Genomic DNA, 24,354 nt, shown 5'->3' with positions numbered 1-24,354 from the left:
GGGCTGTTTAAAAGTCTGTGTCATTTCAGCATTATTAAATAGATGGACTGATAATTAATTTAATTGCTCATACATAATTTTACTTCGCACTAATTGAGCGAGTGTTTTAGCACCTAATTTTTCCATTACATGAGAGCGATGAACTTCAACGGTGCGTTCACTAATACTAAGATCGCACGCGATTACTTTATTCATTGCCCCATCAGTCACTCGTTCAAACACTTCACGTTCTCGACTCGACAACGATTCAACATTAATCTTATTTTTATGCTTATCGAGTGATTTTTCATGTTGTTTTTCATCAAGTACCAATGCCTCATTAATACGGTCAATCAAGTGCTGTTCATTAAATGGTTTTCTAATAAAATCAATTGCTCCTAAACGCATCGCTTCTACAGCCATCGGGATATCACCATGCCCGGTAATAAATATTATTGGTAATGAGCAATTTAAATCTTTAAGTTTTTGTTGTAGCTCTAAACCACTCATTTTAGGCATACGTATATCCAATACTAAGCAACCAGCCATGGTTTCATTATATACATCCAAAAACGCAGCGCCTGAACTAAAGCTCCGAGCGTCAATATCAATAGAGTCTAGTAGTATTTCAAGCCCTTCACGAATACCTTCATCGTCATCAATTATAAAAACGCTTTGCTTATCGCTCATAAACGACTCCTCTATTATGTGTTGGCAAAGTAAACATAAAAATAGCTCCTGTTGGCTTATTGTCATAAAAGTGAATATGCCCACCATGTTCTTCAACAATGCTTTTAGATATAGATAGACCGATGCCTGTGCCATTTTCTTTGGTTGATGAAAAGGGTTTAAATAACTTCTCTCTCATTTCTTCAGGTAACCCTGCACCGGTATCAGCCACTGATATCTCAACATATTTATCTTCATTCAATTTTATTTCGAGCTCTATTTTTGAATCATTTTTATAAGCATTTAACTGCATAGCTTCCATACCATTGCGTAATAAATTAAGAATAACCTGCTCTATTTGCACCCGATCAACAAACACATCAATTTGTTCATCACATGTAATTATTCTGACAGTAATATTGCGAAGTCGCGCTTCTGATTCTGCTAGGTTTGTTACTTCTTTTATTAAAAATATACAATCAATGACTTCTTTTGATCGTTGCCCTTTTTTGGTCATTAACTGCATACGCTCAATAACGGCTCCCGCTCGACGAGAGTGTAAACTTAGTTTTTCAAATATTAAGGGGAGTTTGTCAAACCTCCCTTTCTCACAAAAGTTTTTTGCCGTCTGAGAAAAAAGAGAAATAGCCGTCAGAGGTTGATTTATTTCATGTGCAATTCCTGCTGCCATTTCACCCAATGCATTGACCCTTTCTGTATGCGCTAATTGTTCAGTATGAAGCCGAGCTTGGTCTTCTGACGCACGTTGCTTGGTAATATCTCGAATCAAACCTACAAACATTGTACTTTCATGATTCTGTATTTCACTTACAGATAAGTGAATTGGAAATGTTGTGCCATCTTTATGCTTAGCTACAAGCTCACGACCCACACCAATAATATGCGTCTGCTTCGTTTTTAAATATTGAGCTAAATGCTGGTCATGGTGCTTGCTAAATGATGTAGGCATTAATATTGTTACGTTTTTATCTTTTACTTCATCTGAGGTATAACCAAACATAGCTTGCGCAGCAAAATTAAAACTTTGTATAAGCCCGTATTGATCAATGGTAATAACGGCTTCAACAACTGAATTTACTACCGCATCAGAGAAAGCATAACTACTAATTAGGTCAGCTTCAGCCTGCTTAATAGAGGTAATATCATTAATAAATCCTTCAATAATAACTTCACCATTAAAAATAGAACTAACCGGTCCTCCTTTTTCCCACACCAATTTGATCCCACTATTTTTGGTATTAATTCTATATTCAAGTTCAAAGGAGCATTTTTCTTTGACAGCTTCTGTAAGTGACGCCTGTACTCGCTCATAATCATCTGAATGTATTATTTCCCTCCACAGCATTCTATTTTTTTTAAACTCAGCTCGAGAATAACCAGTTAAACTTTCACACCCATCACTAACCAGTATCATAGGCCAGCTCATAGTATTAAAAGACTGATATGCCATGCCGGGAAGGTTTTTTAATAAATATTCAATCTTATATCGCCCGTCTTTTATTTTACTGCGTGCAAATAAATAAGTATAAGCAGCCAACACAATTAAAAAAGCAATAAAAATACCAAGTGAAATTAAAATTCTCATGATTTTATAGTGAGCAATATACAAAAACTCATCACTAGGCGATATGCTTATCTCCCACTTATGACCTTGTAAATCATAGGATGCTTTTTTATCCCAAATGCTTGTAACAGGAAATGAATTTGCTTGATCTGAATATACTTTTTGCCCATCAATAAACAGCGTAAAATGATATTCCTTAAGTAAAAAAGCAGGCACAACTGTTTTAATATAAGGTTCAAAAATCAACGCACTTGCAATAAAACCTTCTAGTTTTTGACTCCTTACATTCGTGTTAAAAACAGGAATATATATTCCAAGCCCCTCTCCACCATGAATAGATTGCAAAGGTGTTGTGACGACTGCTTGTTCTGTATTTTGTGCTTTTATTGCGGCTAACAATGCAGGCGGATTTAATGCCAAATCAAAATCAATGGCTATTTCATTACCTTGCTTTGGTATTATTTTTCGCACATGTAATGATCTATCAATCCAACCTATGGCTTGATAGCCATGTTGCGAATCGTACAATGTTTTACTGATTACTTCCCAATCACCTTGTGGCATATCGCTTGATATAGAAGACAACTTAGATAACTCTGACAGTGATGTTATTCGCCCTTCCAAATCATCTTTAAGCAGTGTTTTAATACCTTGGGCAGTATTTTGCGTTACTCGTTCAATATGGATTCGCTCTTGGGAATCTATATGAAATACTATAAAAATCATTAAACACGTAACCAGTATTCCTACTATTATTGCGTACAATAAAATAGCTAATTGGGACGAGGAAAATATTTTCGATTTTTTATCACTGTAATTCATGATGAATTTAAACTAGCGCCTCGTTGATTAATAACTAGTGCGTTTACCCACTACGCACTGCATTATTTTATAATCCTTTATCACTCCCATCCGCGTCAAGAACTAACTGGGTGATTAAAAATAAATAAAATCAAATAATTACACTTTCAAGATGTGGATTCCCACATGTATTTACGTAGCATCACGAATAGCCTCACTTTAGTACTTGTTTTACCATAATTATACACGCAGCTTCTAAGCGTTATTCATTTTAAAATAAGTGTCTTATTTAATTTAACTGAGGATATTATCATGAGCTATGCAACAACAAATCCATATACAGGTGAGGCTGTAAAAACCTTTCCTGATGCTACTGATGCTGAAATTACTCAAGCGATAGAAAATGCCGATTCTGCATTTCAATCATGGAAAAAAACACCTTTCTCTTCTCGCGCTAAAATAATGCAAAAAGCAGCTGATTTATTACGTAAAGATGTAGTTAGTTACGCCAACTTATTAACTCTAGAAATGGGTAAAATAACATCAGAAGCAAAGGCTGAAGTTGAATTATCTGCAGCCATTTTAGAGTACTACGCAAATAATGCTGAGAAACTGCTCGCATCAGAAAAATTACCCGTTGCAGATCCAGCTGAAGGCGAGGCAATTATTATCCATGAACCACTTGGTGTATTGCTTGCCATTGAGCCATGGAATTTTCCGTATTATCAAGTTGCTCGTATTATTGCGCCGCAATTGTCAGCGGGTAACACTATGCTACTAAAGCATGCGGGCATTGTTCCACAATGTGCAGCCGCATTTGAAGCACTTATGCTCGAAGCTGGTCTGCCTAAAGGCGCTTTTAAAAACCTATACGCCGCACATTCCCAAACAGAAATGATCATTTCTCATCCATTGGTTCGTGGTGTTGCACTTACCGGTTCTGAAAGCGCTGGTGCAATCGTGGCTTCTACCGCAGGTAAAGCACTTAAAAAGTCTACATTAGAACTTGGTGGTGCAGATGCATTTGTTGTACTTGCTGACGCTGAAATGGAAAAAACGGTTAATTGGGCTGTATTTGGTCGTCATTGGAACGGTGGACAAGTATGTGTATCGTCTAAACGAATGATCATCGAAGATGAAGTTTATGATGAGTTTGTTGAACTTTATACTGCTGGTGTTGCTAAGTTGCAAGCAGGTGATCCGCTTGATCCCACTACAACTTTGGCGCCATTGTCATCACAAGGTGCAGCTGATGAACTAAAAGTTAAAATTAACGAAGCGATCAAGCTTGGTGCAATAGCCACTGAAGTGGGTCCTAAAGTACCTAGTCAAGGCGCCTTTGTACAACCCACTATTTTAACGAATATTAGCGAAGATAATCCGGCTCGCAACTGGGAATTCTTTGGTCCTGTGTCTATGTTATTTCGTGCAAAAAATGAAGATGACGCAATTAGAATTGCGAACGACTCTCCATTTGGCTTAGGTGGCTCTGTATTTACGTCAAACCCTGATCATGGCTTAGAAGTTGCCAAAAAAATATCTACCGGCATGGTGTTTGTAAACCATCCAACGATGGTAAAAGCCGACTTACCATTTGGTGGTGTTCGCCGTTCTGGTTATGGTCGTGAACTAATTGGCTTGGGTATTAAAGAGTTTGTTAACCACAAACTAATCGACGTTGTTGACATTGATGCGCCATTTTAAATAGCGCAGTTTAATAAAAACCCCTTAAATATTAATAGGAACGATTATGAATAACAAAATGAAAGCAGCCGTTGTTGAGCAATTTGGCAAACCTTTAGTTCTACGCGATTTAGATATTCCATCACCTAATGCAGGGCAAATATTAGTTAAAACAGAAGCCTGCGGTGTATGCCACACAGATTTACATGCAGCAAACGGTGATTGGCCATTAAAACCAACTCCACCATTTACTCCTGGCCATGAAGGCATTGGGCTAGTTACCAAAATTGGCGAAGGTGTTACAAGCGTAAAAGTAGGCGATAGAGTCGGTGTTCCGTGGCTATATTCAGCTTGTGGACACTGTGAATTTTGCTTAAGTGCTTATGAACCAGTATGTCCTGATGCTGAGTTTGGTGGCTACACTAAAGATGGTGGTTTTGCCGAGTATATTATTGCCGATCCTAATTACGTTGCACTTATTCCTGATGGCTTATCAGCAGTACAAGCGGCCCCTATAATTTGTGCTGGTATTACAACTTACAAAGGTATTAAAGAAACCGATGCTAAACCAGGTGAGTGGGTAGCAATTTCAGGTTGTGGTGGACTTGGTCATTTAGCGATTCAATATGCCAAGGCGATGGGTCTTAAAGTGTGTGCGATAGATATTGATGACGGTAAGCTTGAACACGCAACCTTACTTGGCGCCGATGCAGTCGTAAATGCTAAAACAGATAATGCAGCAGACACCGTCAAAGAAATAACGCAAGGTGGCGCCCATGGCGTACTTATTACGGCTCCTTCCCTACCAGCATTTGAGCAGGGGGTTAATATGACCCGTAAACACGGTACATGTGTTTTAGTTGGCTTACCGCCTGGTGAGTTTCCGACGCCATTATTTGATGTAGTAGCAAATTGCATCACTATTAAAGGATCATTTGTTGGGAACCGCAAAGATATGGCCGAAGCGCTCGCTTTTGCGGCACAAGGCAAAGTTAAAGCGGATATTGAATTACAGCCTTTAAGCGCTATTAATGAAATATTTGAAAGACTCGAACATGGCAAAGTACCATCTCGTGTAGTTATTGATTTTACACTTTAAACAGTAATAAATACGGTGGATTCATGTTAGTAAATAACATATTTCATCGTATCGCTAATTCCATAACGCCTAGATACATATTAATTCCTCTTCATGGCATTTAAATCGAGGTTCGACAATGAAAATTGGTGTTCCAAAAGAAATCCACACTGGCGAGCGACGAGTCGCGACGACCCCTGATGTAGTAAGTAAATTAACAAAGCTTGGTTTTGATGTTGTCATTGAAACTGGTGCAGGAATGGCGGCTAATTACGCCGATGATGCGTATGGTGAAGCTGGTTGTAAAATAGTTAACTCAGCACAAGATGTATGGGCACAGTCTGATATTGTACTAAAAGTACAAGCACCTGAAGGTGATGAAAATACATTACTAAAAAGCGGACAAACATTAATCTGTTTTTTATGGCCGGCACAAAACCCAGAGATGCTAAAAGATTTAACTCAGCGTGGTATCACCGCCATTGCAATAGATAGCATTCCTCGTATTTCTCGGGCACAAAAAATGGATGCCCGCAGCTCAATGGCCAACATATCAGGCTATCGTGCAATTGTAGAAGCAGCTCAACATTTTGGCCGGTTTTTTACCGGACAAATTACAGCGGCAGGAAGAGTTGCTCCCGCCAAGGTACTTGTAATTGGTGCCGGTGTTGCTGGTTTAGCCGCTATTGGGGCTGCAAAAAGTATGGGCGCAATTGTTCGCTCATTTGATACGCGTGCTGAAGTAAAAGAGCAAATTGAAAGCATGGACGCTGAGTTTTTAATGCTCGACTTTAAAGATGAAGACGGCTCAGGCGAAGGCGGTTACGCTAAAGTAATGAGCGATGAATTTATCGAAGCCGAAATGGCATTGTTTGCAGCGCAAGCTAAAGACGTTGATATAATTGTTACTACCGCACTCATACCCGGAAAACCAGCGCCTAAGTTGATCACCAGCGAGATGGTTGCATCAATGAAGAGCGGCAGCGTAATAGTCGATCTTGCAGCCGAACAAGGTGGAAACTGTGAATTAACAGTTCCGGGTAAGGTTGCCGTATGCCATGGTGTATCGATTATTGGTTACACCGATTTACCAAGTCGCCTTGCTGCACAATCGAGCCAATTATACAGTAATAACTTATACAACCTGTTAGCCGAAATGACCCCAGAAAAAGACGGCAAACTCTTTGTTGATATGACAAACGACGTTGTTTTAGGTGCAACTATATGTACTGAAGGAAAAACAACTTGGCCGCCACCAGCGCCCACACTATCTGCCCCCCCTAAAAAGGTTGCGGCTACACCTAAACCTAAACCCACTATTGTTGAGAAAAAGAAATCGGTATTTGGGCCTATAATTGGCGCCGCTATCGGTGCATTAGCATTGCTTGGGCTTGGTGGCGTTGCACCCGCTGATTTTATGTCTCATTTTACCGTTTTTGTCTTAGCCTGCTTTGTAGGTTATATGGTTATTTGGAGTGTATCGCCTGCACTACATACGCCTTTAATGAGTGTAACCAATGCCATTTCAAGCATTATTGTTATCGGTGCTTTAATTCAAATAAGCTCAACAGACGACACCATTAAATGGTTTGCCGTTTTTACCGTGTTAATTACGAGTATTAATATTGTTGGCGGCTTTGCTGTAACACATCGCATGCTCAAAATGTTCCGTAAGTGAGGTTGTCATGATCAGTACTGGTATTGTAACCGTGGCATACATTGCTGCGATGGTTCTTTTTATTTTGGCTTTAAACGGCCTATCCAATCAAGAAACTGCCCGTAAAGGTAATTGGTATGGTATTTCAGGCATGGTTATTGCGCTTTTGGCGACTGTTTTAGGTGTTGTTACCAATAATTATATTGAGTTGATGATTGCATTATTAGTGGGTGGCAGTATTGGCTTACTTGTAGCAAAACGAGTGCAAATGACTGAAATTCCAGAGCTGATTGCTATTTTGCACAGTCTAGTCGGACTCGCGGCTATAATGGTTGGGTATGCTAACTTTGCGGATGCTTCTAGTCATTTTTCAGGAATTGATTTGACCATTCACGATATTGAAACCTATATAGGTGTTTTAATTGGTGCTATTACATTTTCAGGTTCAATTACCGCTTTTGGTAAATTATCTGGTCGAATAGGCAGTAAACCTTTAACACTACCAGGGCGACACATATTTAACCTTGTTTTATTAGTTGCTGTAGCGTGGCTTGGGCAGCAATTCGTTGTGCAGTCTGCTGTTGGTAACGGCATGTTCCCACTGATTATTATGATAGCGCTTGCTTTAGTTTTTGGTATTCATATGGTGATGGCAATTGGCGGTGCCGATATGCCGGTTGTTATATCTATGCTTAATAGTTATTCAGGCTGGGCCGCTGCCGCAACAGGCTTTATGCTAAATAACGATTTACTCATTGTAATTGGTGCATTAGTTGGTTCAAGCGGCGCTATTTTGAGCTATATAATGTGCAAAGCTATGAACCGAAATTTTTTATCAGTCATTGCCGGTGGATTCGGTAGTAGCAATGTAAAAGCTTTACCTGCAGGGGATCAAGAACAAGGTGAAGTACTAACAATCAGTGCAATCGAAACAGCAGAGCTGCTCATGAGCGCAAAAGAAGTAATGATTATTCCTGGATACGGAATGGCCGTTGCAAAAGCGCAGCAAATAGTCTCTGAACTCACAAGTAAATTACGTGAAAAAGACATTAACGTGCGCTTTGCAATACACCCTGTTGCAGGACGAATGCCTGGACAAATGAATGTATTATTAGCTGAAGCTAAAGTTCCTTACGACATTGTTTTTGAAATGGATGAAGTAAACGACGATTTTCCACAAGTTGATGTTTCACTTGTGATTGGTGCAAACGATATTGTAAACCCGTCAGCACTTGATGAACCAAATAGCCCTATCGCCGGCATGCCAGTACTTGAATGCTGGCATGGTAAAGCGTCTATCGTTTTAAAGCGCAGTATGGCAACTGGTTATGCTGGGGTACAAAATCCATTGTTTTTTAAAGATAATACACAAATGCTCTTTGGAGATGCCAAAGACACGTTAGTCGAAGTTGTTGCTGCACTATAAAAGTAACGTTGCAAAGCCGTGGAGGATTCCATGGCTTTGTTATTTTTGCATTACTTAGATTTTATATTTTTGAGATCCGCTTAATTGCCGTGATTATAACTAGTTAAACTACCTATTAAACCTTTGAGTCAAATTCTATTTTAAGTTATTCAAAACAGGCTCAAGCAACGGGAGATATTACGACAGGCATTTGATATATATAATTATTAAATCACTTTAATGGCTCAGCTATTTATTTAAACAGCGGATTATAGTTTCACGTAGATTTTGCGCTTTAATAGGCTTTGCAACATGGGCGTTCATGCCAATGGATAAGTATCGTGTAATATCATCTTTCATAACATTAGCTGTTAAAGCAATTATTGGAATATTTGCGATTGCTTTGTCACTATCGCTACGAATAATTTTACTCGCCTCAACCCCGTCCATAATAGGCATATGAATATCCATCAAAATAATATCGTACGATTGTGATTTCACGGCTTGAATACATTCTAATCCATTGTCAACCAAGTAAATTTGAGCATCAGCCTTCTCTAGTATGTTTGTAACAATTAGTTTATTGATCGAGTTATCTTCCACAACCAATATTTTTATACCTGCCAGCGACGCTTCACTTACGGTGTTTACTATAGGTACTTCATTGAGAGGGCCTATTACTTTACTTTCAATCGCTTCATACAAAACACTCGTGTATACAGGTTTCTGCAAAATAGTTTTTATACTTACTTTTTTGGCTGCATTATTAAGTAAACTTTCGTCACTCATTATAAGCACAATCGTGTTGTTATAAAGTTGAGGGTTAATATTGAAAATGCGTATTAAAAAAGTTTCGCTACTCATTGATGGCATAGCCCAGTCGACAATAATAACTTTAAATTTCTCTTTATTGTGTTCAATAATATCAATAGCTTGTTTAGCAGATTGACAGGCCGTACATACCAGCCCCATAGCCGTTAGCTGATTTTCAATTACCTTAAGATCATCTTCATTATCATCTATAATTAATACCTCAAACGAATCAGTAAATGTTAGGTCGGGAGTGTTATCAATCAACGCTTGGTTATTCAATTTCACCTTAATCGAAGCTATAAATTCACTACCTACACCTTGAGTACTTTTTACCGTTATATCCCCACCCATCGATTGGCATAAACGCTTACTTATAGTTAAACCTAAACCTGTGCCGCCAAACTTCCTGGTTGTAGAGCTGTCAGCTTGAGTAAAAGATTCAAATAAATCAACAAGGCTTTGCTCGGCAATTCCAATACCTGAATCTTTAACAATGAAATACAAACAAACACTCTTAGGATCGGCTAATGATCTTTTTGATTCTATTAATACCGATACAAAGCCCTGTGTAGTAAATTTAATTGCATTAGAGCATAAATTTAGCAGTACTTGGTTTATTCGAACTACATCACCAATTAAATTGAGTTTGACCTCTTCACCAATAACAATATCAAATGTAATCCCTTTGCGTTGAGCTAGCTCATCAAAAGTTGCTTTGATGTAGTCAACAACCGAATTTACAGAAAAAGGAAATTCCTCAAGGTTAATATTTCCAGACTCAATTTTTGAAAAGTCTAAAATATCGTTAATAACTACAAGGAGTTGATCTGAAGAATATTTAATTTTATTTAAATAATGCTCATATTCTCCAGGCAAACCTTTTTCGAGCAAAATGTTGGTTAAGCCAATAATCCCACTCATAGGAGTTCTAATTTCATGACTCATATTTGCTAAAAATTCAGACTTAGCAGATGTCAGCTTTTCGGCCTCTTCTTTGGCTTGCAACAGTTCTTCAGTACGCTGATCAACGCGAGACTCTAATCTTTGCTTTTCTTCATCAAGCTCTTTTAAAAGTTGAATGCGCCGTTGATTTAAAAACAATACGAAAACTAAAAAGCTGCTAAGAATAAAAATAATCGCAGTAGCGCTGTAAATTAATGTTTTATTTTGCTCAAAATAGGTTGGCTCGTAATAAGATATGTTCGACTTTTCTGGCAAGCTTTGTGGAGCTATATCGAACTTGTTTAATTGACGCCAGTCGTAAGCGTAAACACTTAGCCCTTCACCACTGATTGCACTTAGGCTTTTATTTTCATTGTATAAAATTATCGAATCGGCAATACGTTCGCCTATTTTTTCACCCGACAACACATACCCACCAACAACACCTGAGCCTAATAGTACCTCCCAATAACTAAAAACGGGCGCAGAACTTGCTTTTGCTAATTGCTCTACGAGCTGATAAGGGCTAAGGGATTTATTATCGTAATGCCTGAAAATGGGAGTAAACAATATAATTGAATCATCTGGCGCATTTTTTACTTTAGTGAGCAGCTCTGGCATTGAAAGATCAAACCACTTCTCTACGCCTAAATACGAAAAGTCACGGTTAATAACCGAAAAGAGCCCTCGATAAAAGCTTATCCCAATATCGTTTTTTGTATCTAATATAACGATTAATTTTTTAGGCTTCATTAAATTAACAGCGCTTGCTGTTGCTTGCGCGTAATCTAATTTAGCTTGGATCACTGCTCCGTTAGTATTTTTAGGCAAACTAAATTGAGTGCCTGGTTCCAAATATATTCTTGGAGCATTTATAAAAAAGTCATCTAATTGCGATAAAAGTACTGCTGCAGAAGGAGACTGAGTAACAATGATATCGATATGCTTATTTTTATATTTTTGTTTGAGGTAGTCCTTCATTAACTGTTTTTGATTTGCTTCATCAAAGCGGTTTACATCCATATTTTCAACGAAGAGTTCATAACTAAAAGAACGTTCTATAAGTTTTTTACGCAGTCCAGAATCAACACTTTTGTGCCAAGGCATATCTTGGTTTGTTGAATTTATAAATAAAACATGAGTAACATTTGAAGAAGGTTGAGCGTTTGAAATTGGACTCACAAATTGAAAAACAAGAAATAAAAATAAGATATTAGTTTTCATGTTTCTCATTGTGTAATCAAGGTAAAAGTCTTTTAATGGTAAGTGTTAACGATATATATATCAATTAAATAAAATGTAAATATCACCATAATTTAACATGTTTACTAATACTATTTCATTTTATTGCTTAATGACGATATTCATTGATAGTTCTGGGTTGCCCTCACTACACAACTCGTATAAAAAAGCCCCGTATGAACGGGGCTTTTTTATAATACATCTTTACACTGTAAAGGTTGGGACACTAAAAAGGGATATCGTCGTCAAAATCAATGGTTGGTTCCATTGGGTTTGATGCGCCACCTTGCGGAGCACTTTGTGGTTTAGGAGCGAAACCACCTTGCTGTTGTGGTGCACTTTTTTGCTGTGGTGCATAACCACCTTGCGGCTGATATTGATTACTTTGCTGCTGTGGTGCTGGAGCCGGTTTTGGTTGTGCTGCTGGTGCGGCTTGTTGCTGCGGATTATAGCCACTTTGCTGTGCAGCTTGGCCTTGGTTATTTTGACCGTAACCACCGCTTTGTTGACCACCTTGCGGCTGATTACCTTGGTAACCACCACCTTGTTGTCCACCTTGCGGCTGATTACCTTGGTAACCACCACTTTGCTGATCGCCACCACGTGCGCCTAACATTTGCATTTGACCAGTAAAGCCATCTACAACTATTTCTGTAGTGTATTTTTCTTGGCCTTGTTGATCGGTCCACTTACGTGTTTGAAGTTTACCTTCAACATAAATTTGTGAACCTTTACGACAATATTCACCAACAATTTCAGCTAATTTGCCAAAGAACACAACACGATGCCACTCAGTTTTATCAACCATTTGGCCAGTGTTTTTATCTTTATAGCTATCCGAAGTTGCTAAGGTAATATTTGCTACACCATTGCCGTTAGGCATATAACGAACTTCAGGATCTTGCCCTAAATTACCAACCAAAATTACTTTGTTCACACCGCGTGCCATGGAACCATCTCCTATAAATGTTAGATTAAACCAGCTACTTTACGTGCTTGGTCTAGGTCAAATTCTTTATCATTAATCTTTAAATAGCTGCGACTTTCATCGCGAACCACAGTTGCTTCTATTACGCCTGGTAAAGCAACTAACTGAGAAGCAAGTGTTTGAGCATGCTCTTCAGAATCTAATTTGGTCATTAAACTAATAACTTTACTTTTGGGTGGGACTTGCATTTTCCACGCAATAATAAGCCATATTAACCCAACAAGTGCCGCTGCCGCAAACACAGCTTGCGTCGTTGTAGTTTGTGCTACATAACCACCTAACATACCGCCTAAAAAGGCGCCTAAAAACTGACTAGATGAGTAGCCACCCATTGCTGAACCTTTTTGGCTTGCAGGTGCTATTCGCGATACAAGCGCAGGCATAGTGGCTTCTAAAAAGTTAAACGCCACAAAATAAAGCAGCATACACACAGCAATGCCTACTACACTATTAACCCATACCGACATTGCTAGCATACTAATAGTTAACAAGGCTACTGAGCCAATAAATGCTTGTTTTTCTTTCTCTTTTTTAATGGCTACAATCATTATTGGTACCATTAATAAAAATGCTAAAAATAGCACTGGAATATATAGATACCAGTGATGGTCGGCAACTAAGCCATCTTTAATTAATTGACTCGGCAGTACAACAAAAATTGTGGTTAGCGTTAAGTGTAATAGCAATACACCTGCATTTAATCGTGCTAACTGAGGGTGCTTAATTAGTTTTTTAATGTCGCTAAAGCTTGCTAATGTATCGCCTTTGGGCGCTTTATTTACCGCATTTGGCACTAGCATAGTCACTATAAATATACCAAAAACAGCTAAAATAGCAGTCAACCAAAATACACCCGCAATACCCCACGAAGCTGCGACAATTGGCCCAAGTAGCATAGCAAAGGCAAAGCTCATTCCTATGCTCATACCAATAACGGCCATTACCTTTGGTCGTTGCTCATCGCGGCTTAAATCTGAAGCAAACGCGAGTAGCGCACTGGCTATTGCGCCCATACCTTGTAGAGCGCGGCCTACGGTAACCATTTGAATAGAGTCAGCTAATGCAGCAACTACAGAGCCAATAGCAAATACGACTAAGCCACCAACAATAACCTTTTTACGACCAATCTTATCGGATAATCGACCCATAGGTATTTGCAATACGGCTTGCGTTAAACCATACGCACCAATGGCAAAACCAATCCAAATAGGCGAAAAACCTTCAAGCGATTGTCCATAAATAGCCAATACAGGCATCAGCATAAACAAGCCGAGCATTCTAAATGCAAACACACTCGCCAGCGATACTGCGGCGCGTTTTTCTCGTGAATTAAGTGAAGATGCGGTCATTATCTGCGTGATCTTACTCTATGAAAAATTGAGGTTGGGATTCTACCATAAGCTTGGCAATAATTAATCGCCTATAAGTAAGGATTTTTCATTGATCAAGGATTAATATTGCTTCGTATTATGCGATACTGAGTAAATAATTTTGGTAATAAACGAGATAGCATGGAAAACATTGAAGTCCGAGGCGCCCGTACGCATAATTTAAAAGACATCAGCCTAACCATCCCACGTGATAAATTAATAGTTATTACTGGTCTATCTGGTTCGGGGAAGTCATCACTTGCATTTGATACACTTTATGCAGAAGGACAACGCCGGTATGTTGAATCACTTTCTGCGTATGCAAGACAATTTTTATCGCTTATGGAAAAGCCTGATGTAGATCACATCGAAGGCCTCTCTCCTGCAATTTCTATTGAGCAAAAGTCAACGTCTCATAACCCGCGTTCAACCGTAGGTACTATTACCGAAATTTACGATTATTTACGACTTATGTTTGCCCGCGTTGGCGAACCACGATGCCCTACACATGATTTACCACTTGCTGCGCAGACAGTTAGTCAAATGGTAGATACTGTTTTGGCACTGTCTGAAGGCAGTAAATTAATGCTGCTTGCGCCTATAGTAAAAGAGCGTAAAGGTGAGCATGTTAAGTTATTAGAGCAGCTATCAAGCCAAGGTTATATTCGCGCCCGTATAGACGGTGAAGTATGTGATTTGTCTGATCCACCAACACTTGAGCTTCATAAAAAACATACAATAGAAGTTGTTGTAGACAGATTTAAAGTAAAAGATGGCTTACAACAACGCTTAGCAGAATCGTTTGAAACCGCGCTTGAAATGTCTAATGGCGTTGCACATGTAGCATACATGGATGATAGCAGCGCTGAAGAAATTCTATTCTCAGCAAACTTTGCCTGCCCTACTTGTGGCTATGCAATGACTGAGTTAGAACCGCGTTTGTTTTCGTTTAATAACCCTGCTGGTGCGTGCCAAACCTGTGATGGTTTAGGTATACGTCAATATTTTGATCCTAATCGCGTAGTGCATAACCCAGAGTTAAGCCTTGCTGGCGGTGCAATTAAAGGCTGGGATAAACGCAGCTTTTATTACTATCAAATGCTACAAGCTGTTGCTGAGCATTATAGTTTTGATTTAGATGTGCCTTATCAAGATTTAGACAGCGACTCGAAAAAAATTATTTTAGATGGCTCTGGTAGCACTAAAATTGCGTTTAATTACCGTAACGACCGTGGCGATTTAATTACGCGTAATCATGAGTTTGAAGGCGTTTTAAATAACATGAATCGCCGCTACCGCGAGACCGAGTCAAACTCAGTACGCGAAGAGCTTGCTAAATACCAAACAAGCCAAGCATGTCCTAGCTGTAATGGCTCGCGTTTACGCGAAGAATCTCGAAATGTATTTATTGGAAAAACCAACTTACCTGCAATCACGTGTATGAGTATTGGTGAAGCTATGGAGTTTTTTGAAGGGTTAACGCTAACCGGACAAAAAGGCCAAATAGCTGAAAAAATACTAAAAGAAATTCGCGACCGTTTATCGTTTTTAATTAACGTTGGCCTAAATTACTTATCACTTGAGCGCAGCGCCGACACACTATCAGGTGGTGAAGCTCAGCGTATTCGCTTAGCAAGCCAAATTGGTGCAGGCCTTGTAGGTGTAATGTACGTACTAGATGAGCCATCAATTGGGCTACATCAGCGCGATAACGACCGCTTACTACAAACACTGGTCCATTTACGCGACTTAGGTAACACCGTTATTGTGGTAGAGCACGATGAAGATGCTATTCGTGCCGCTGACCATATTATTGATATTGGCCCAGGCGCGGGTGTTCATGGTGGGCATATTATTGCTCAAGGAACACGCGACGATATTTTAGCAAGCAAAGAGTCTGTTACGGGCCAGTTTTTATCAGGCGTACGTAGAATAGAAATACCAAAAGAACGTCACCCAACGAACGACAAATGGCTAGAGCTATTTGGCGCAACGGGTAATAACCTTAAAAATGTGGATTTAAAAATCCCATTTGGTTTAATGACCTGTGTGACAGGTGTATCGGGCTCGGGTAAATCAACGTTAATAAACGACACTTTGTTTAAACTTGCTCATACAGAGCTAAACGGCGCAACAACAGCCGAAGCGGCACCGTATAAATCAATTAGCGGTTTAGATCATTTTGATAAAGTAATCGATATTGATCAAAGCCCAATTGGTCGTACTCCGCGTTCAAATCCGGCAACCTACACAGGTATATTTACCGGCATTCGTGAGTTATTTGCAGGTACACAAGAAGCGCGCTCACGTGGCTACAAAGTAGGTCGCTTTAGCTTTAACGTTAAAGGCGGACGCTGTGAAGCTTGCCAAGGTGACGGCTTAATTAAAGTTGAAATGCACTTTTTACCTGATGTGTATGTACCGTGTGATGTATGTAAGAGCAAACGCTATAATCGCGAAACACTCGAAGTACAATACAAAGGTAAAAACATACACCAAGTGCTTGAGATGACTGTTGAAGACGCTCATGATTACTTTGATAAAATACCGGCTATTGCGCGTAAGCTTAAAACGCTGATGGACGTTGGTTTGTCGTATGTTCGTTTAGGTCAAGCCGCTACTACTCTCTCTGGTGGTGAGGCGCAACGTGTAAAATTAGCACGCGAGCTATCAAAGCGTGATACTGGTAAAACGCTCTACATATTAGATGAGCCAACAACAGGCTTACACTTTGCTGATATTGAACAGCTGCTTGTTGTACTTCATCGTCTGCGCGATCACGGCAATACAATTGTTGTTATTGAGCACAACCTCGATGTAATTAAAACAGCAGATTGGGTTATCGATTTAGGACCTGAAGGCGGAGCTGGCGGTGGTGAAATACTCATTGCAGGCACGCCAGAAGAAGTAGCCGAATGTGAGCGTTCACATACTGGGCATTACCTAAAACCTCTATTAAGTAAATAGAGGTTTTGCTTACCCACCATAAGGAAAGTCGGTGTTAAGTACTTTAGAGTTATAAAGTGGCGGGCAAATAAGCTTCTATATAAAATATAACTCAATTAATCAGTATTATATAAAAAATGCCGCTAACAAGCGGCATTTTTTTATTTTAATAAACTTACCCGCGAGGAATAAAACCAAGCGCATCGTATACCGATTTCAATGTTTTCTCAGCTCGTACACTTGCTTTTTCAGCACCTGATTTCATTATGCTATTAAGTAGGTTTTGATCTTCTCTGATCTCTTTAAAGCGAGCTTGAATTGGCTCAATCATGTTTACAACTGCATCTGCTGTATCTTTCTTTAAATGGCCATACATTTTGTCTTCATACTCAGGAACTAGGTCTTCTATTGAGCGCTTAGTTGCAACACTCAATAAAGTAAGCAAGTTTGATACACCAGGCTTTTCTGTGCGATCAAAATAAATACGTGCTTGTTCATCTGAATCAGTTACTGCTTTTTTAAGCTTTTTCACAATTTGCTTTGGCTCATCTAATAACATGATGTAACCATTTGGGTTTTCGTCAGACTTAGACATCTTTTTAAGTGGGTCTTGCAAGCTCATTACGCGTGCACCAAACTCAGGGATGTACGGCTCTGGTAATTTAAATACATCGCCGTATAAATTATTAAAGCGTGTGGCTATATCGCGAGTCAGCTCTAAGTGTTGCTTTTGATCTTCACCAACGGGTACTTGATCAGCTTGGTATAATAAAATATCCGCAGCTTGCAATACCGGATATGAAAATAAGCCCACGTTTACGTTATTTGCATGCTTAGATGACTTGTCTTTAAACTGAGTCATTCGATTAAGCTCACCCATTTGCGCGTAACAATTTAATACCCACGCTAACTGTGCGTGTTCAGGTACTTGTGATTGTACAAATAACGCAGATTTTTCAGGATCAATGCCACATGCCGCGTAAAGAGCAATACCATCCAATACTCGAGAGCGCAGTAATTCAGGCTCTTGGCGAACCGTAATAGCGTGTAAGTCTACTAACATAAAGAAACTTTCGTGGTCTTCCTGTAACTTTAGCCACTGGTTAATAGCGCCAACATAGTTGCCTATTGTCATACCACCGGTTGGCTGAATGCCGCTTAAAACTACTGGTTTACTCATGATTTTCCTTTATTTTGCTTAATTAATAATATTTAACGCTGCGTTAGAACAGGTATTATATCTAAGAAGTGATCGCATAGGTACTGTGGATTATAACCCTCAAGATTTTCACCTTGGTTATAGCCATAACTAAGTGCAATTACATCTATATTAGCGGCTTTAGCTGCAAGTATATCGCTTTTAGAATCACCTATCATTATTGCTTTATTAGGCTCTACATTTAGTTTTTTGCAGGCAAATAGCAATGGCTCTGGCGATGGTTTTTTTGCCATATCGTCACCGCATACAATCACATCGAAATGACTCGTTAGTGCCAGTTTATCAAGTAGTTTTTCTGTAAATATTCGAGACTTATTAGTGATTAGTGCTTTAGACATACCACGAAGTGCTGCAAGCCCGGTTTCTACATGTTGGTACAAAACACTATACTCACCAACTTGTTGTTCATAGTGCTTATAAAACTGTAATATTGCTTTACTACTAAGTGACTCATCTAGATGCTCACTCACTTGCATATCACCACTCAAAGCGCGTTTAACGAGGACTTCAACCCCATTACCGACCCAGCTTTCGACCAAGCGTTGGCTAACAATAGGAAAAGCGAGGTCACTCAAGGTTAGGTTAATAGCAATATACAAGTCGTAAACGCTATCAACTAAGGTACCATCTAAATCAAATAAGGCTATATCGTATTTCATTACTTAACACTTCCAAGCTGCTCACGCATTTGATCAATCACAACTTTGTAATCTGGTTGGTTAAAAATAGCTGAGCCTGCAACAAACATATCAGCGCCTGCTTGTGCTGCTGCTGCAATGTTATCGACTTTAATGCCACCATCAACCTCTAAGCGAATATCTCGACCCGATTCAATAATGCGTTGCTTAGCTTGGCGTAATTTTTCAAGCGTATGAGGGATAAAGCTTTGCCCGCCAAAACCTGGGTTAACCGACATAAGTAAAATGGTATCTAGCTTATCAATAACATGATCTAAATAACTTAAGCTTGTAGCAGGGTTAAACACTAAGCCTGCTTTACAGCCGTGATCTTTTATTAACTGTATTGTACGATCGACGTGCTCACTGGCTTCTGGATGAAAAGTAATAATTGATGCGCCAGCCTCTGCAAACAATGGAATAAGACTATCTACAGGCTTAACCATTAAATGTACGTCGATAGGTGCTGTAATGCCGTAATCTCTGAGTGCTTTACACACCATAGGACCAATTGTGAGATTAGGTACATAGTGATTATCCATTACATCAAAGTGAACCACGTCAGCGCCCGCTTCGAGTACTTTATCAACATCTTCGCCTAGTTTTGCAAAATCAGCAGACAAAATAGAAGGGGCTATTAAATATTTTTGCTCTGGGTTAAACATGATTAACTCCATCAATAAATAGTGTATTGCGTTAATGTAACTTAATTGAAGATGTTACCCAAGTAATATGGCGTAATAGCCCCTATTTCAGGTAACTTTAAGTTTGATATTTAATCAATATTTGCTATGATTAAAAAAGTAACAAATTATTGGATTTCATCATGCGTGCTTTTAAAACTGGGATATTAATTGCGTCGGCATTACTGCTTATCGGGGCGTTTAGCTTTGATTCAAGCTCTGAGCAAGAATTAAGCTCAGTGGGTAATTGTCATAATACACAAGTGGTAAGTGCTCAAAACACATTAACTACAATCACGTGTATTAAAGCTGAAGAAGAGTCATCGTGGTTTTCGTGGTTAACTGGCGATAGCCGTAGTGCTCAGTTTCATTACCTCGATTTACTAGAGCTACTTACTAGCTCTGATGATTCTAAAAACACTCCATCTTTAAAACCTTTATTTTAAATAATGCTGCAATTTTTTAGTGCGTTGCAAAGTGTGCTAGCAGCATTTTTTGGTGTTCAATCTGAAAATAAACGCCAAGTCGATTTTAAACAACACTCTCCTGTCTCTATCATCCTAATTGCGGTTGTACTATTTATTGCTTTTGTTATCGCAATTTACGCTGTGGTTGCTTGGGTGCTAAATACATAGCCATCAACTCGTCAACTTTATTTCTAGAGCCACCTTTGGGGCTAATAGTGCGCTTTACTTGAATTTGGTCAAGTGATGCTTGGCTATAAATTTTTCGAGTCCATACGGTATCGTGATTAGAGATAAGCACTGGTGTATCATTTTCAAAGGCAGCCTTCTCAGCCAGATTAGCCAAATTAGCCTGATCATCTAAATTAAACCCCCCTTTAGCGTAAGACGTAAAAGAAGCGGTTTTACTTAATGGTACATAAGGTGGGTCGCAATAAATAACTGCATTGTTAGGCACTAACTTAAAAACATCATCGTAATCTAAACAGGTAAAGGTTGCTTTTTGTGCTTTTTCAGCAAAAAAATACATTTCTTTTTCAGGAAAGTAAGGCTTTTTATATTTACCAAAAGGCACATTAAAAATACCTTTTAAATTATACCTACAGAGTCCGTTGTAACCATGGCGGTTCATGTATAAAAACAATATTGAACGTTCATATACATCACGACTTTGATTAAACTGCACACGATATTCGTAATAAGCATCTGCGTGATTATTCAAATCTACAAATAACTTTTTAGCGTCACTAATCAGCTCATCTGGAGAGCTTTTTAGCTCTTTGTATAAGTTAATTAAGTCTGCATTTATATCGTTGAGAATATAGTGTTTAAAGTCACTATTTAAAAACACAGAGCCTGCACCAACAAAAGGTTCAACCAACGTATCAGCATGCTTGCTAGCTTGGTTTAATCGCGCATTAATATTTTCAACTAGGCTGTATTTTCCGCCGGCCCATTTAAGGAAGGCTCTACTCTTTTGCTGCATTGGCTCTTTACTTCAATCTGGTGTTGCGCGATTTTACACTAAAGCAGTGTGTTTTACTGATCAACGAGTGCTATTTCTTGCTTTATTTTACTAATTTTTTTATAGAAAGGTTTATTTTTTCTAACCTCAGCAGATAAAGTATCCATTGCTGATTTTGCTTCGTTTATACTTTCAAAACTGCCAAATGTAACAACCCACCATATTTTATTATTTCGCTTTGTTTGGTAAGTATGAGTTTGCTGCTGTAGATTGAATTGAGCAATAAAATTATCGCTAACTTCCTGCTGAGTTACGGCTAATAATTGAATAACACTATTTGTATCTATTTGCTGCATGTACCATATATTATCTTGGCTGATCTGAGTTTGCTCTGCTGTATTTACTTTTAGAGCTTTAGATTTAACGTCACTTGATACACTGCTTTTATTATTAGTACTATCATCAACATCATTATCTAATACGTTAACTGTGTTGCCAGGTTCGGTAAGGCTTTGCATTATGGCAGGCACATCATTAATGTGTACACGCTCTGCCTTAATATCTGGCTCAACTACTTCAAGTTCATTTAAGTTAATTATTGAGTCATTTTTCTTTATAGCCGGCTCACTTACTTGCTCTATAGATATTGCTGTATTTACTACTTGTGTTTCTTCTTGCTGATAATACTGTTGCCACCACTGCGTCATATCCGACTTATAAAGCAGACCAATAATTAAAAGCATAATCAGCAACATCAAAATCAATAAGTGTAATCGCCAAGACACTTTGTCTTTAACAATAATATCGGCTATGTGCTCACTAGGTTGCCAAGCAAGCAATAAGCTGGGATTACCGTGAGCCTCAGCTAAAAAAGTACTAAATACAGGGTCTTCATCATAGGGTAAGTCTGTAAAGTACCACTGCAATAACATCTTGTTTTCTCGAAGCGTTAGCGGCTCCAGATAAATTTCAACAGCGTTATTTAAAGCCAGTTTAGACTGTGAAGCTATTATAATATATAGCGTATTTGGGCTGTTTTTAGAAAGTAACTCAAGCTCAATTAACATCTCATCAGATAATTGCCTACCGCCATCAAGTACCCATAAACATGGCCCGCATGGTTGCTGCTGCAGTAATTGGTAATAGTTTTCAGGTAAACTTAAGTTATGATCAATCAGGGGAGAGTTAAAGCTTTGCTCTAATAACTCACTCATTAGCTGAGCATCAGTCATTTGCGCACTTACTTGCACGAAGGCTTTATTAAAGTCGTTGTATTTATCTGTAATGAAGGTTTCGAGCATATAACTTTTACCTAGCCCAGAAGTGCCAAGTAAAACAATTAAATTTTGCCCGTACTCAAATTGCAGTGCGATTCTATCCACCAAAGCCGCACGGCTTGGTAAAATTTGTGACTGCATTTACTGCTCGATTAAGTCTCTAACTTGATCATCAGATACATTATCAACTAATGCACACTGGCCAAATTGGGTAGGTAGAATAAAGCGGATAGTGCCTTTTTTATTCTTTTTGTCTTTACGCATATGCGTTAAAAACTGCTCGCTAGTCATTTGCTTTGGAATTTCTGTTGGTAAATTATATAGCTCAAGCAGCTTAATAATTCGATCAACTTCATCTGCGCTTAAATCTTGGCGTGTCTTGGCAAGTTTAGCTGCTAATACCATTCCTGTTGCAACAGCTTCGCCGTGTAACCAAACGCCATAACCCATCTGTGCCTCAATTGCATGGGCAAATGTATGGCCTAAGTTTAACAAAGCCCGTAAGCCATGTTCTTTTTCATCTTGAGCAACTATAAGCGCTTTTATTTCACAACATCTAAAAATGATATGCTGTAAGCATGCTTCATCTAGTTGCTGTAAATTAGTCACATTTCGCTCTAAATAGGCAAATAATTCGGTATCGTAAATCAGACCATACTTAATTACCTCAGCCATACCTGCTGCAAACTCTCGTGCAGGTAGAGTGTGTAATGTTTGCGTATCAATAAAAACCGCTTGAGGCTGATAAAATGCCCCTATCATATTTTTACCTAACGGATGATTTACTGCCGTTTTTCCACCTACCGATGAATCAACCTGTGAAAGCACTGTCGTTGGTATTTGAATAAACGGTACGCCGCGCTGATAACAAGCCGCTACAAAACCAGTTAGGTCACCTACAACACCGCCACCTAACGCAATTAAACACGTATCTCGGCCACAGTTATTTTGTAGTAAAAATGCTGATATTTTTTCAAACCATTCCAGTGATTTATATTGCTCACCGTCAGGAATAATAAAAGATAGCGGATTTAGATCAGCTAATGAATCAAGTAACCTTTGCAAATATAAAGGCGCTATTGTGTCATTAGTAATGATGATAGGCCGACAATCACCAATGTGGTGAACCAGGCGGCCATTATCTTGAAGTGCAGATTGCCCAATATAAATAGGATAACTTCGCTCGTCCAAATTAACAGTTAATTTAAGCATGCTTGGCTATTCCTTTATTATTGGTTTTTAAAAATCTAATTTCTCGATGATTTGGTTAGCAACAACTTTAGCGCTTTGCTCATCGGTACGTACAACAAAATCAGCAACTTCTTTGTATAGTGGCTCGCGTTCTTCTGCTAAGCGCTCTAGTACGTTACGAGGTGCTTCTTCAGTTTGCAGTAATGGGCGACGCTTGTCGCGTTGCGTGCGTGCAACTTGCTTCTCTATAGGTGTCTCTAGGTATACAACGATACCTCGAGCCGAAAGCTTGTTTCGAACTTCTTTGCTCATTACTGAACCACCACCGGTAGCAAGTACAATACCTTGCATCTCGGTTAAATCGCCAATAACAGACTCTTCTCGAAGTCTAAAGCCTTCTTCACCTTCAAGATCGAATACCCATGCAATATCTGCACCTGTGCGGCGTTCGATTTCTTGATCAGAATCAACAAATTCAAGGTGTAATTGGTCAGCGATGTGACGACCAATCGTGCTTTTGCCAGCCCCCATGGGGCCAACTAGAAATATATTACGTTTCTCAGCCATATCTTTTAGTACAAACAAACTCTAAAATTTGAAATAAAACCCCGCCTAACGACCTGGCCCCAAAATTAAGGAGGGGATTATCTCAGTAATTGCGGGGGTATTTCAAGTCAATTAGCATAAAAAGCCATATAACGAGCAATTAATCTAAATAATC

19 protein-coding genes are annotated in these 24,354 nt (G+C 38.9%); 7 read left to right on the top strand and 12 right to left on the bottom strand.

Features of this window, described 5'->3' with window-relative positions; translation table 11 throughout:
• Nucleotides 1-54: 54 nt before the first annotated feature.
• Nucleotides 55-669 (bottom strand): response regulator, encoded by a 615-nt coding sequence (locus GQR39_RS07750; RefSeq protein WP_165735278.1) that lies wholly within the window; start codon nt 667-669, stop codon nt 55-57.
• Nucleotides 659-2,959 carry a PAS domain S-box protein gene (locus GQR39_RS07745; RefSeq protein ID WP_231616840.1) on the bottom strand — a complete coding sequence of 767 codons (2,301 nt, stop codon included), beginning with the start codon at nt 2,957-2,959 and terminating at the stop codon, nt 659-661. The genes GQR39_RS07750 and GQR39_RS07745 overlap by 11 nt, the downstream gene beginning before the upstream one ends.
• A gap of 387 nt (nt 2,960-3,346) precedes the next feature.
• Here GQR39_RS07745 and GQR39_RS07740 point away from each other — a divergent pair, with 387 nt between their 5' ends.
• From GQR39_RS07740 to pntB, 4 genes are all read left to right on the top strand, one after another.
• On the top strand, nt 3,347-4,738 hold the full coding sequence (locus GQR39_RS07740) for an NAD-dependent succinate-semialdehyde dehydrogenase (protein WP_165735276.1): 1,392 nt from the start codon (nt 3,347-3,349) through the stop codon (nt 4,736-4,738).
• A 58-nt stretch (nt 4,739-4,796) separates the two neighbouring features.
• The gene (gene adhP / locus GQR39_RS07735; protein WP_197173245.1) at nt 4,797-5,816 is read left to right on the top strand and encodes an alcohol dehydrogenase AdhP; all 1,020 of its coding nucleotides are present in this window, start codon (nt 4,797-4,799) and stop codon (nt 5,814-5,816) included.
• Between the two features lie 118 nt (nt 5,817-5,934).
• The gene (locus GQR39_RS07730; protein ID WP_165735275.1) at nt 5,935-7,473 is read left to right on the top strand and encodes a Re/Si-specific NAD(P)(+) transhydrogenase subunit alpha; all 1,539 of its coding nucleotides are present in this window, start codon (nt 5,935-5,937) and stop codon (nt 7,471-7,473) included.
• A 10-nt stretch (nt 7,474-7,483) separates the two neighbouring features.
• The gene (gene pntB / locus GQR39_RS07725) at nt 7,484-8,878 is read left to right on the top strand and encodes a Re/Si-specific NAD(P)(+) transhydrogenase subunit beta (RefSeq protein WP_024589878.1); all 1,395 of its coding nucleotides are present in this window, start codon (nt 7,484-7,486) and stop codon (nt 8,876-8,878) included.
• 228 nt (nt 8,879-9,106) lie between these two features.
• On the opposite strand, the gene GQR39_RS07720 is transcribed toward pntB, so the two are convergent.
• The 3 genes from GQR39_RS07720 to GQR39_RS07710 all read right to left on the bottom strand — a co-directional run bounded on the left by GQR39_RS07720 (nt 9,107) and on the right by GQR39_RS07710 (nt 14,191).
• The gene (locus tag GQR39_RS07720) at nt 9,107-11,836 is read right to left on the bottom strand and encodes a response regulator (RefSeq protein ID WP_165735274.1); all 2,730 of its coding nucleotides are present in this window, start codon (nt 11,834-11,836) and stop codon (nt 9,107-9,109) included.
• A gap of 244 nt (nt 11,837-12,080) precedes the next feature.
• Nucleotides 12,081-12,803: a single-stranded DNA-binding protein gene (ssb, locus tag GQR39_RS07715; protein ID WP_007586300.1), complete on the bottom strand. Its 723-nt coding sequence runs from the start codon at nt 12,801-12,803 to the stop codon at nt 12,081-12,083.
• 20 nt (nt 12,804-12,823) lie between these two features.
• Entirely contained in the window at nt 12,824-14,191 is a 1,368-nt protein-coding gene (locus GQR39_RS07710) for an MFS transporter (RefSeq protein ID WP_010553785.1), read from the bottom strand.
• A gap of 162 nt (nt 14,192-14,353) precedes the next feature.
• Between GQR39_RS07710 and uvrA the strand changes: the two genes are divergently transcribed.
• Entirely contained in the window at nt 14,354-17,179 is a 2,826-nt protein-coding gene (gene uvrA / locus GQR39_RS07705) for an excinuclease ABC subunit UvrA (RefSeq protein ID WP_165735273.1), read from the top strand.
• A 154-nt stretch (nt 17,180-17,333) separates the two neighbouring features.
• Here the strand turns inward: uvrA and trpS are convergent, their stop codons facing one another.
• From trpS to rpe, 3 genes are read right to left on the bottom strand one after another with little or no spacing between them, the layout of a single operon-like run.
• Nucleotides 17,334-18,338, bottom strand: a complete 1,005-nt coding sequence (gene trpS / locus GQR39_RS07700; protein WP_024589884.1) for a tryptophan--tRNA ligase — start codon at nt 18,336-18,338, stop codon at nt 17,334-17,336.
• Nucleotides 18,339-18,370: 32 nt separating this feature from the next.
• Nucleotides 18,371-19,036 (bottom strand): phosphoglycolate phosphatase, encoded by a 666-nt coding sequence (locus tag GQR39_RS07695; protein WP_165735272.1) that lies wholly within the window; start codon nt 19,034-19,036, stop codon nt 18,371-18,373.
• Nucleotides 19,036-19,719: a ribulose-phosphate 3-epimerase gene (gene rpe, locus GQR39_RS07690; RefSeq protein ID WP_007586288.1), complete on the bottom strand. Its 684-nt coding sequence runs from the start codon at nt 19,717-19,719 to the stop codon at nt 19,036-19,038. The genes GQR39_RS07695 and rpe overlap by 1 nt, the downstream gene beginning before the upstream one ends.
• A gap of 161 nt (nt 19,720-19,880) precedes the next feature.
• On the opposite strand from rpe, the gene GQR39_RS07685 reads away from it, so the two are divergent.
• Together GQR39_RS07685 and GQR39_RS07680 are read left to right on the top strand one after the other, a co-directional pair.
• Nucleotides 19,881-20,183, top strand: a complete 303-nt coding sequence (locus GQR39_RS07685) for a hypothetical protein (protein WP_007586287.1) — start codon at nt 19,881-19,883, stop codon at nt 20,181-20,183.
• A 3-nt stretch (nt 20,184-20,186) separates the two neighbouring features.
• Nucleotides 20,187-20,372, top strand: a complete 186-nt coding sequence (locus tag GQR39_RS07680) for a DUF2970 domain-containing protein (RefSeq protein WP_007586286.1) — start codon at nt 20,187-20,189, stop codon at nt 20,370-20,372.
• Here the strand turns inward: GQR39_RS07680 and GQR39_RS07675 are convergent.
• Genes GQR39_RS07675 through aroK form a run of 4 tightly spaced genes read right to left on the bottom strand, consistent with a single transcriptional unit; the run spans nt 20,329 to nt 24,200 of the window.
• Nucleotides 20,329-21,186 (bottom strand): Dam family site-specific DNA-(adenine-N6)-methyltransferase, encoded by an 858-nt coding sequence (locus GQR39_RS07675; RefSeq protein WP_007586285.1) that lies wholly within the window; start codon nt 21,184-21,186, stop codon nt 20,329-20,331. The genes GQR39_RS07680 and GQR39_RS07675 overlap by 44 nt on opposite strands.
• A gap of 53 nt (nt 21,187-21,239) precedes the next feature.
• Nucleotides 21,240-22,583, bottom strand: a complete 1,344-nt coding sequence (locus tag GQR39_RS07670; protein WP_165735271.1) for an AAA family ATPase — start codon at nt 22,581-22,583, stop codon at nt 21,240-21,242.
• Entirely contained in the window at nt 22,584-23,654 is a 1,071-nt protein-coding gene (gene aroB / locus GQR39_RS07665; protein WP_010553793.1) for a 3-dehydroquinate synthase, read from the bottom strand.
• Between the two features lie 27 nt (nt 23,655-23,681).
• The gene (aroK, locus tag GQR39_RS07660) at nt 23,682-24,200 is read right to left on the bottom strand and encodes a shikimate kinase AroK (protein WP_004589350.1); all 519 of its coding nucleotides are present in this window, start codon (nt 24,198-24,200) and stop codon (nt 23,682-23,684) included.
• Between the last annotated feature and the right edge of the window lie 154 nt (nt 24,201-24,354).

Origin of the sequence: Pseudoalteromonas sp. C8 (genome assembly GCF_011378685.1) — a bacterium.
Classification (GTDB): Bacteria; Pseudomonadota; Gammaproteobacteria; order Enterobacterales; family Alteromonadaceae; genus Pseudoalteromonas; species Pseudoalteromonas arctica.
The sequence above is the reverse complement of the archived record's forward strand: the minus strand, read 5'-3'. Positions and strand labels throughout refer to the sequence as shown.

Bases quoted from the DNA above. Each gene is read 5' to 3' on its own strand.
- ssb (WP_007586300.1), bottom strand. From the start codon at position 12,803: ATGGCACGCGGTGTGAACAAAGTAATTTTGGTTGGTAATTTAGGGCAA.
- GQR39_RS07745 (WP_231616840.1), bottom strand. From the start codon at position 2,959: ATGATTTTTATAGTATTTCATATAGATTCCCAAGAGCGAATCCATATT.
- adhP (WP_197173245.1), top strand. From the start codon at position 4,797: ATGAAAGCAGCCGTTGTTGAGCAATTTGGCAAACCTTTAGTTCTACGC.
- GQR39_RS07730 (WP_165735275.1), top strand. From the start codon at position 5,935: ATGAAAATTGGTGTTCCAAAAGAAATCCACACTGGCGAGCGACGAGTC.
- GQR39_RS07685 (WP_007586287.1), top strand. From the start codon at position 19,881: ATGCGTGCTTTTAAAACTGGGATATTAATTGCGTCGGCATTACTGCTT.
- GQR39_RS07720 (WP_165735274.1), bottom strand. From the start codon at position 11,836: ATGAAAACTAATATCTTATTTTTATTTCTTGTTTTTCAATTTGTGAGT.
- trpS (WP_024589884.1), bottom strand. From the start codon at position 18,338: ATGAGTAAACCAGTAGTTTTAAGCGGCATTCAGCCAACCGGTGGTATG.
- rpe (WP_007586288.1), bottom strand. From the start codon at position 19,719: ATGTTTAACCCAGAGCAAAAATATTTAATAGCCCCTTCTATTTTGTCT.
- GQR39_RS07750 (WP_165735278.1), bottom strand. From the start codon at position 669: ATGAGCGATAAGCAAAGCGTTTTTATAATTGATGACGATGAAGGTATT.
- GQR39_RS07675 (WP_007586285.1), bottom strand. From the start codon at position 21,186: ATGCAGCAAAAGAGTAGAGCCTTCCTTAAATGGGCCGGCGGAAAATAC.
- uvrA (WP_165735273.1), top strand. From the start codon at position 14,354: ATGGAAAACATTGAAGTCCGAGGCGCCCGTACGCATAATTTAAAAGAC.
- aroB (WP_010553793.1), bottom strand. From the start codon at position 23,654: ATGCTTAAATTAACTGTTAATTTGGACGAGCGAAGTTATCCTATTTAT.
- aroK (WP_004589350.1), bottom strand. From the start codon at position 24,200: ATGGCTGAGAAACGTAATATATTTCTAGTTGGCCCCATGGGGGCTGGC.
- GQR39_RS07680 (WP_007586286.1), top strand. From the start codon at position 20,187: ATGCTGCAATTTTTTAGTGCGTTGCAAAGTGTGCTAGCAGCATTTTTT.
- GQR39_RS07740 (WP_165735276.1), top strand. From the start codon at position 3,347: ATGAGCTATGCAACAACAAATCCATATACAGGTGAGGCTGTAAAAACC.
- GQR39_RS07710 (WP_010553785.1), bottom strand. From the start codon at position 14,191: ATGACCGCATCTTCACTTAATTCACGAGAAAAACGCGCCGCAGTATCG.
- GQR39_RS07670 (WP_165735271.1), bottom strand. From the start codon at position 22,583: ATGCAGTCACAAATTTTACCAAGCCGTGCGGCTTTGGTGGATAGAATC.
- GQR39_RS07695 (WP_165735272.1), bottom strand. From the start codon at position 19,036: ATGAAATACGATATAGCCTTATTTGATTTAGATGGTACCTTAGTTGAT.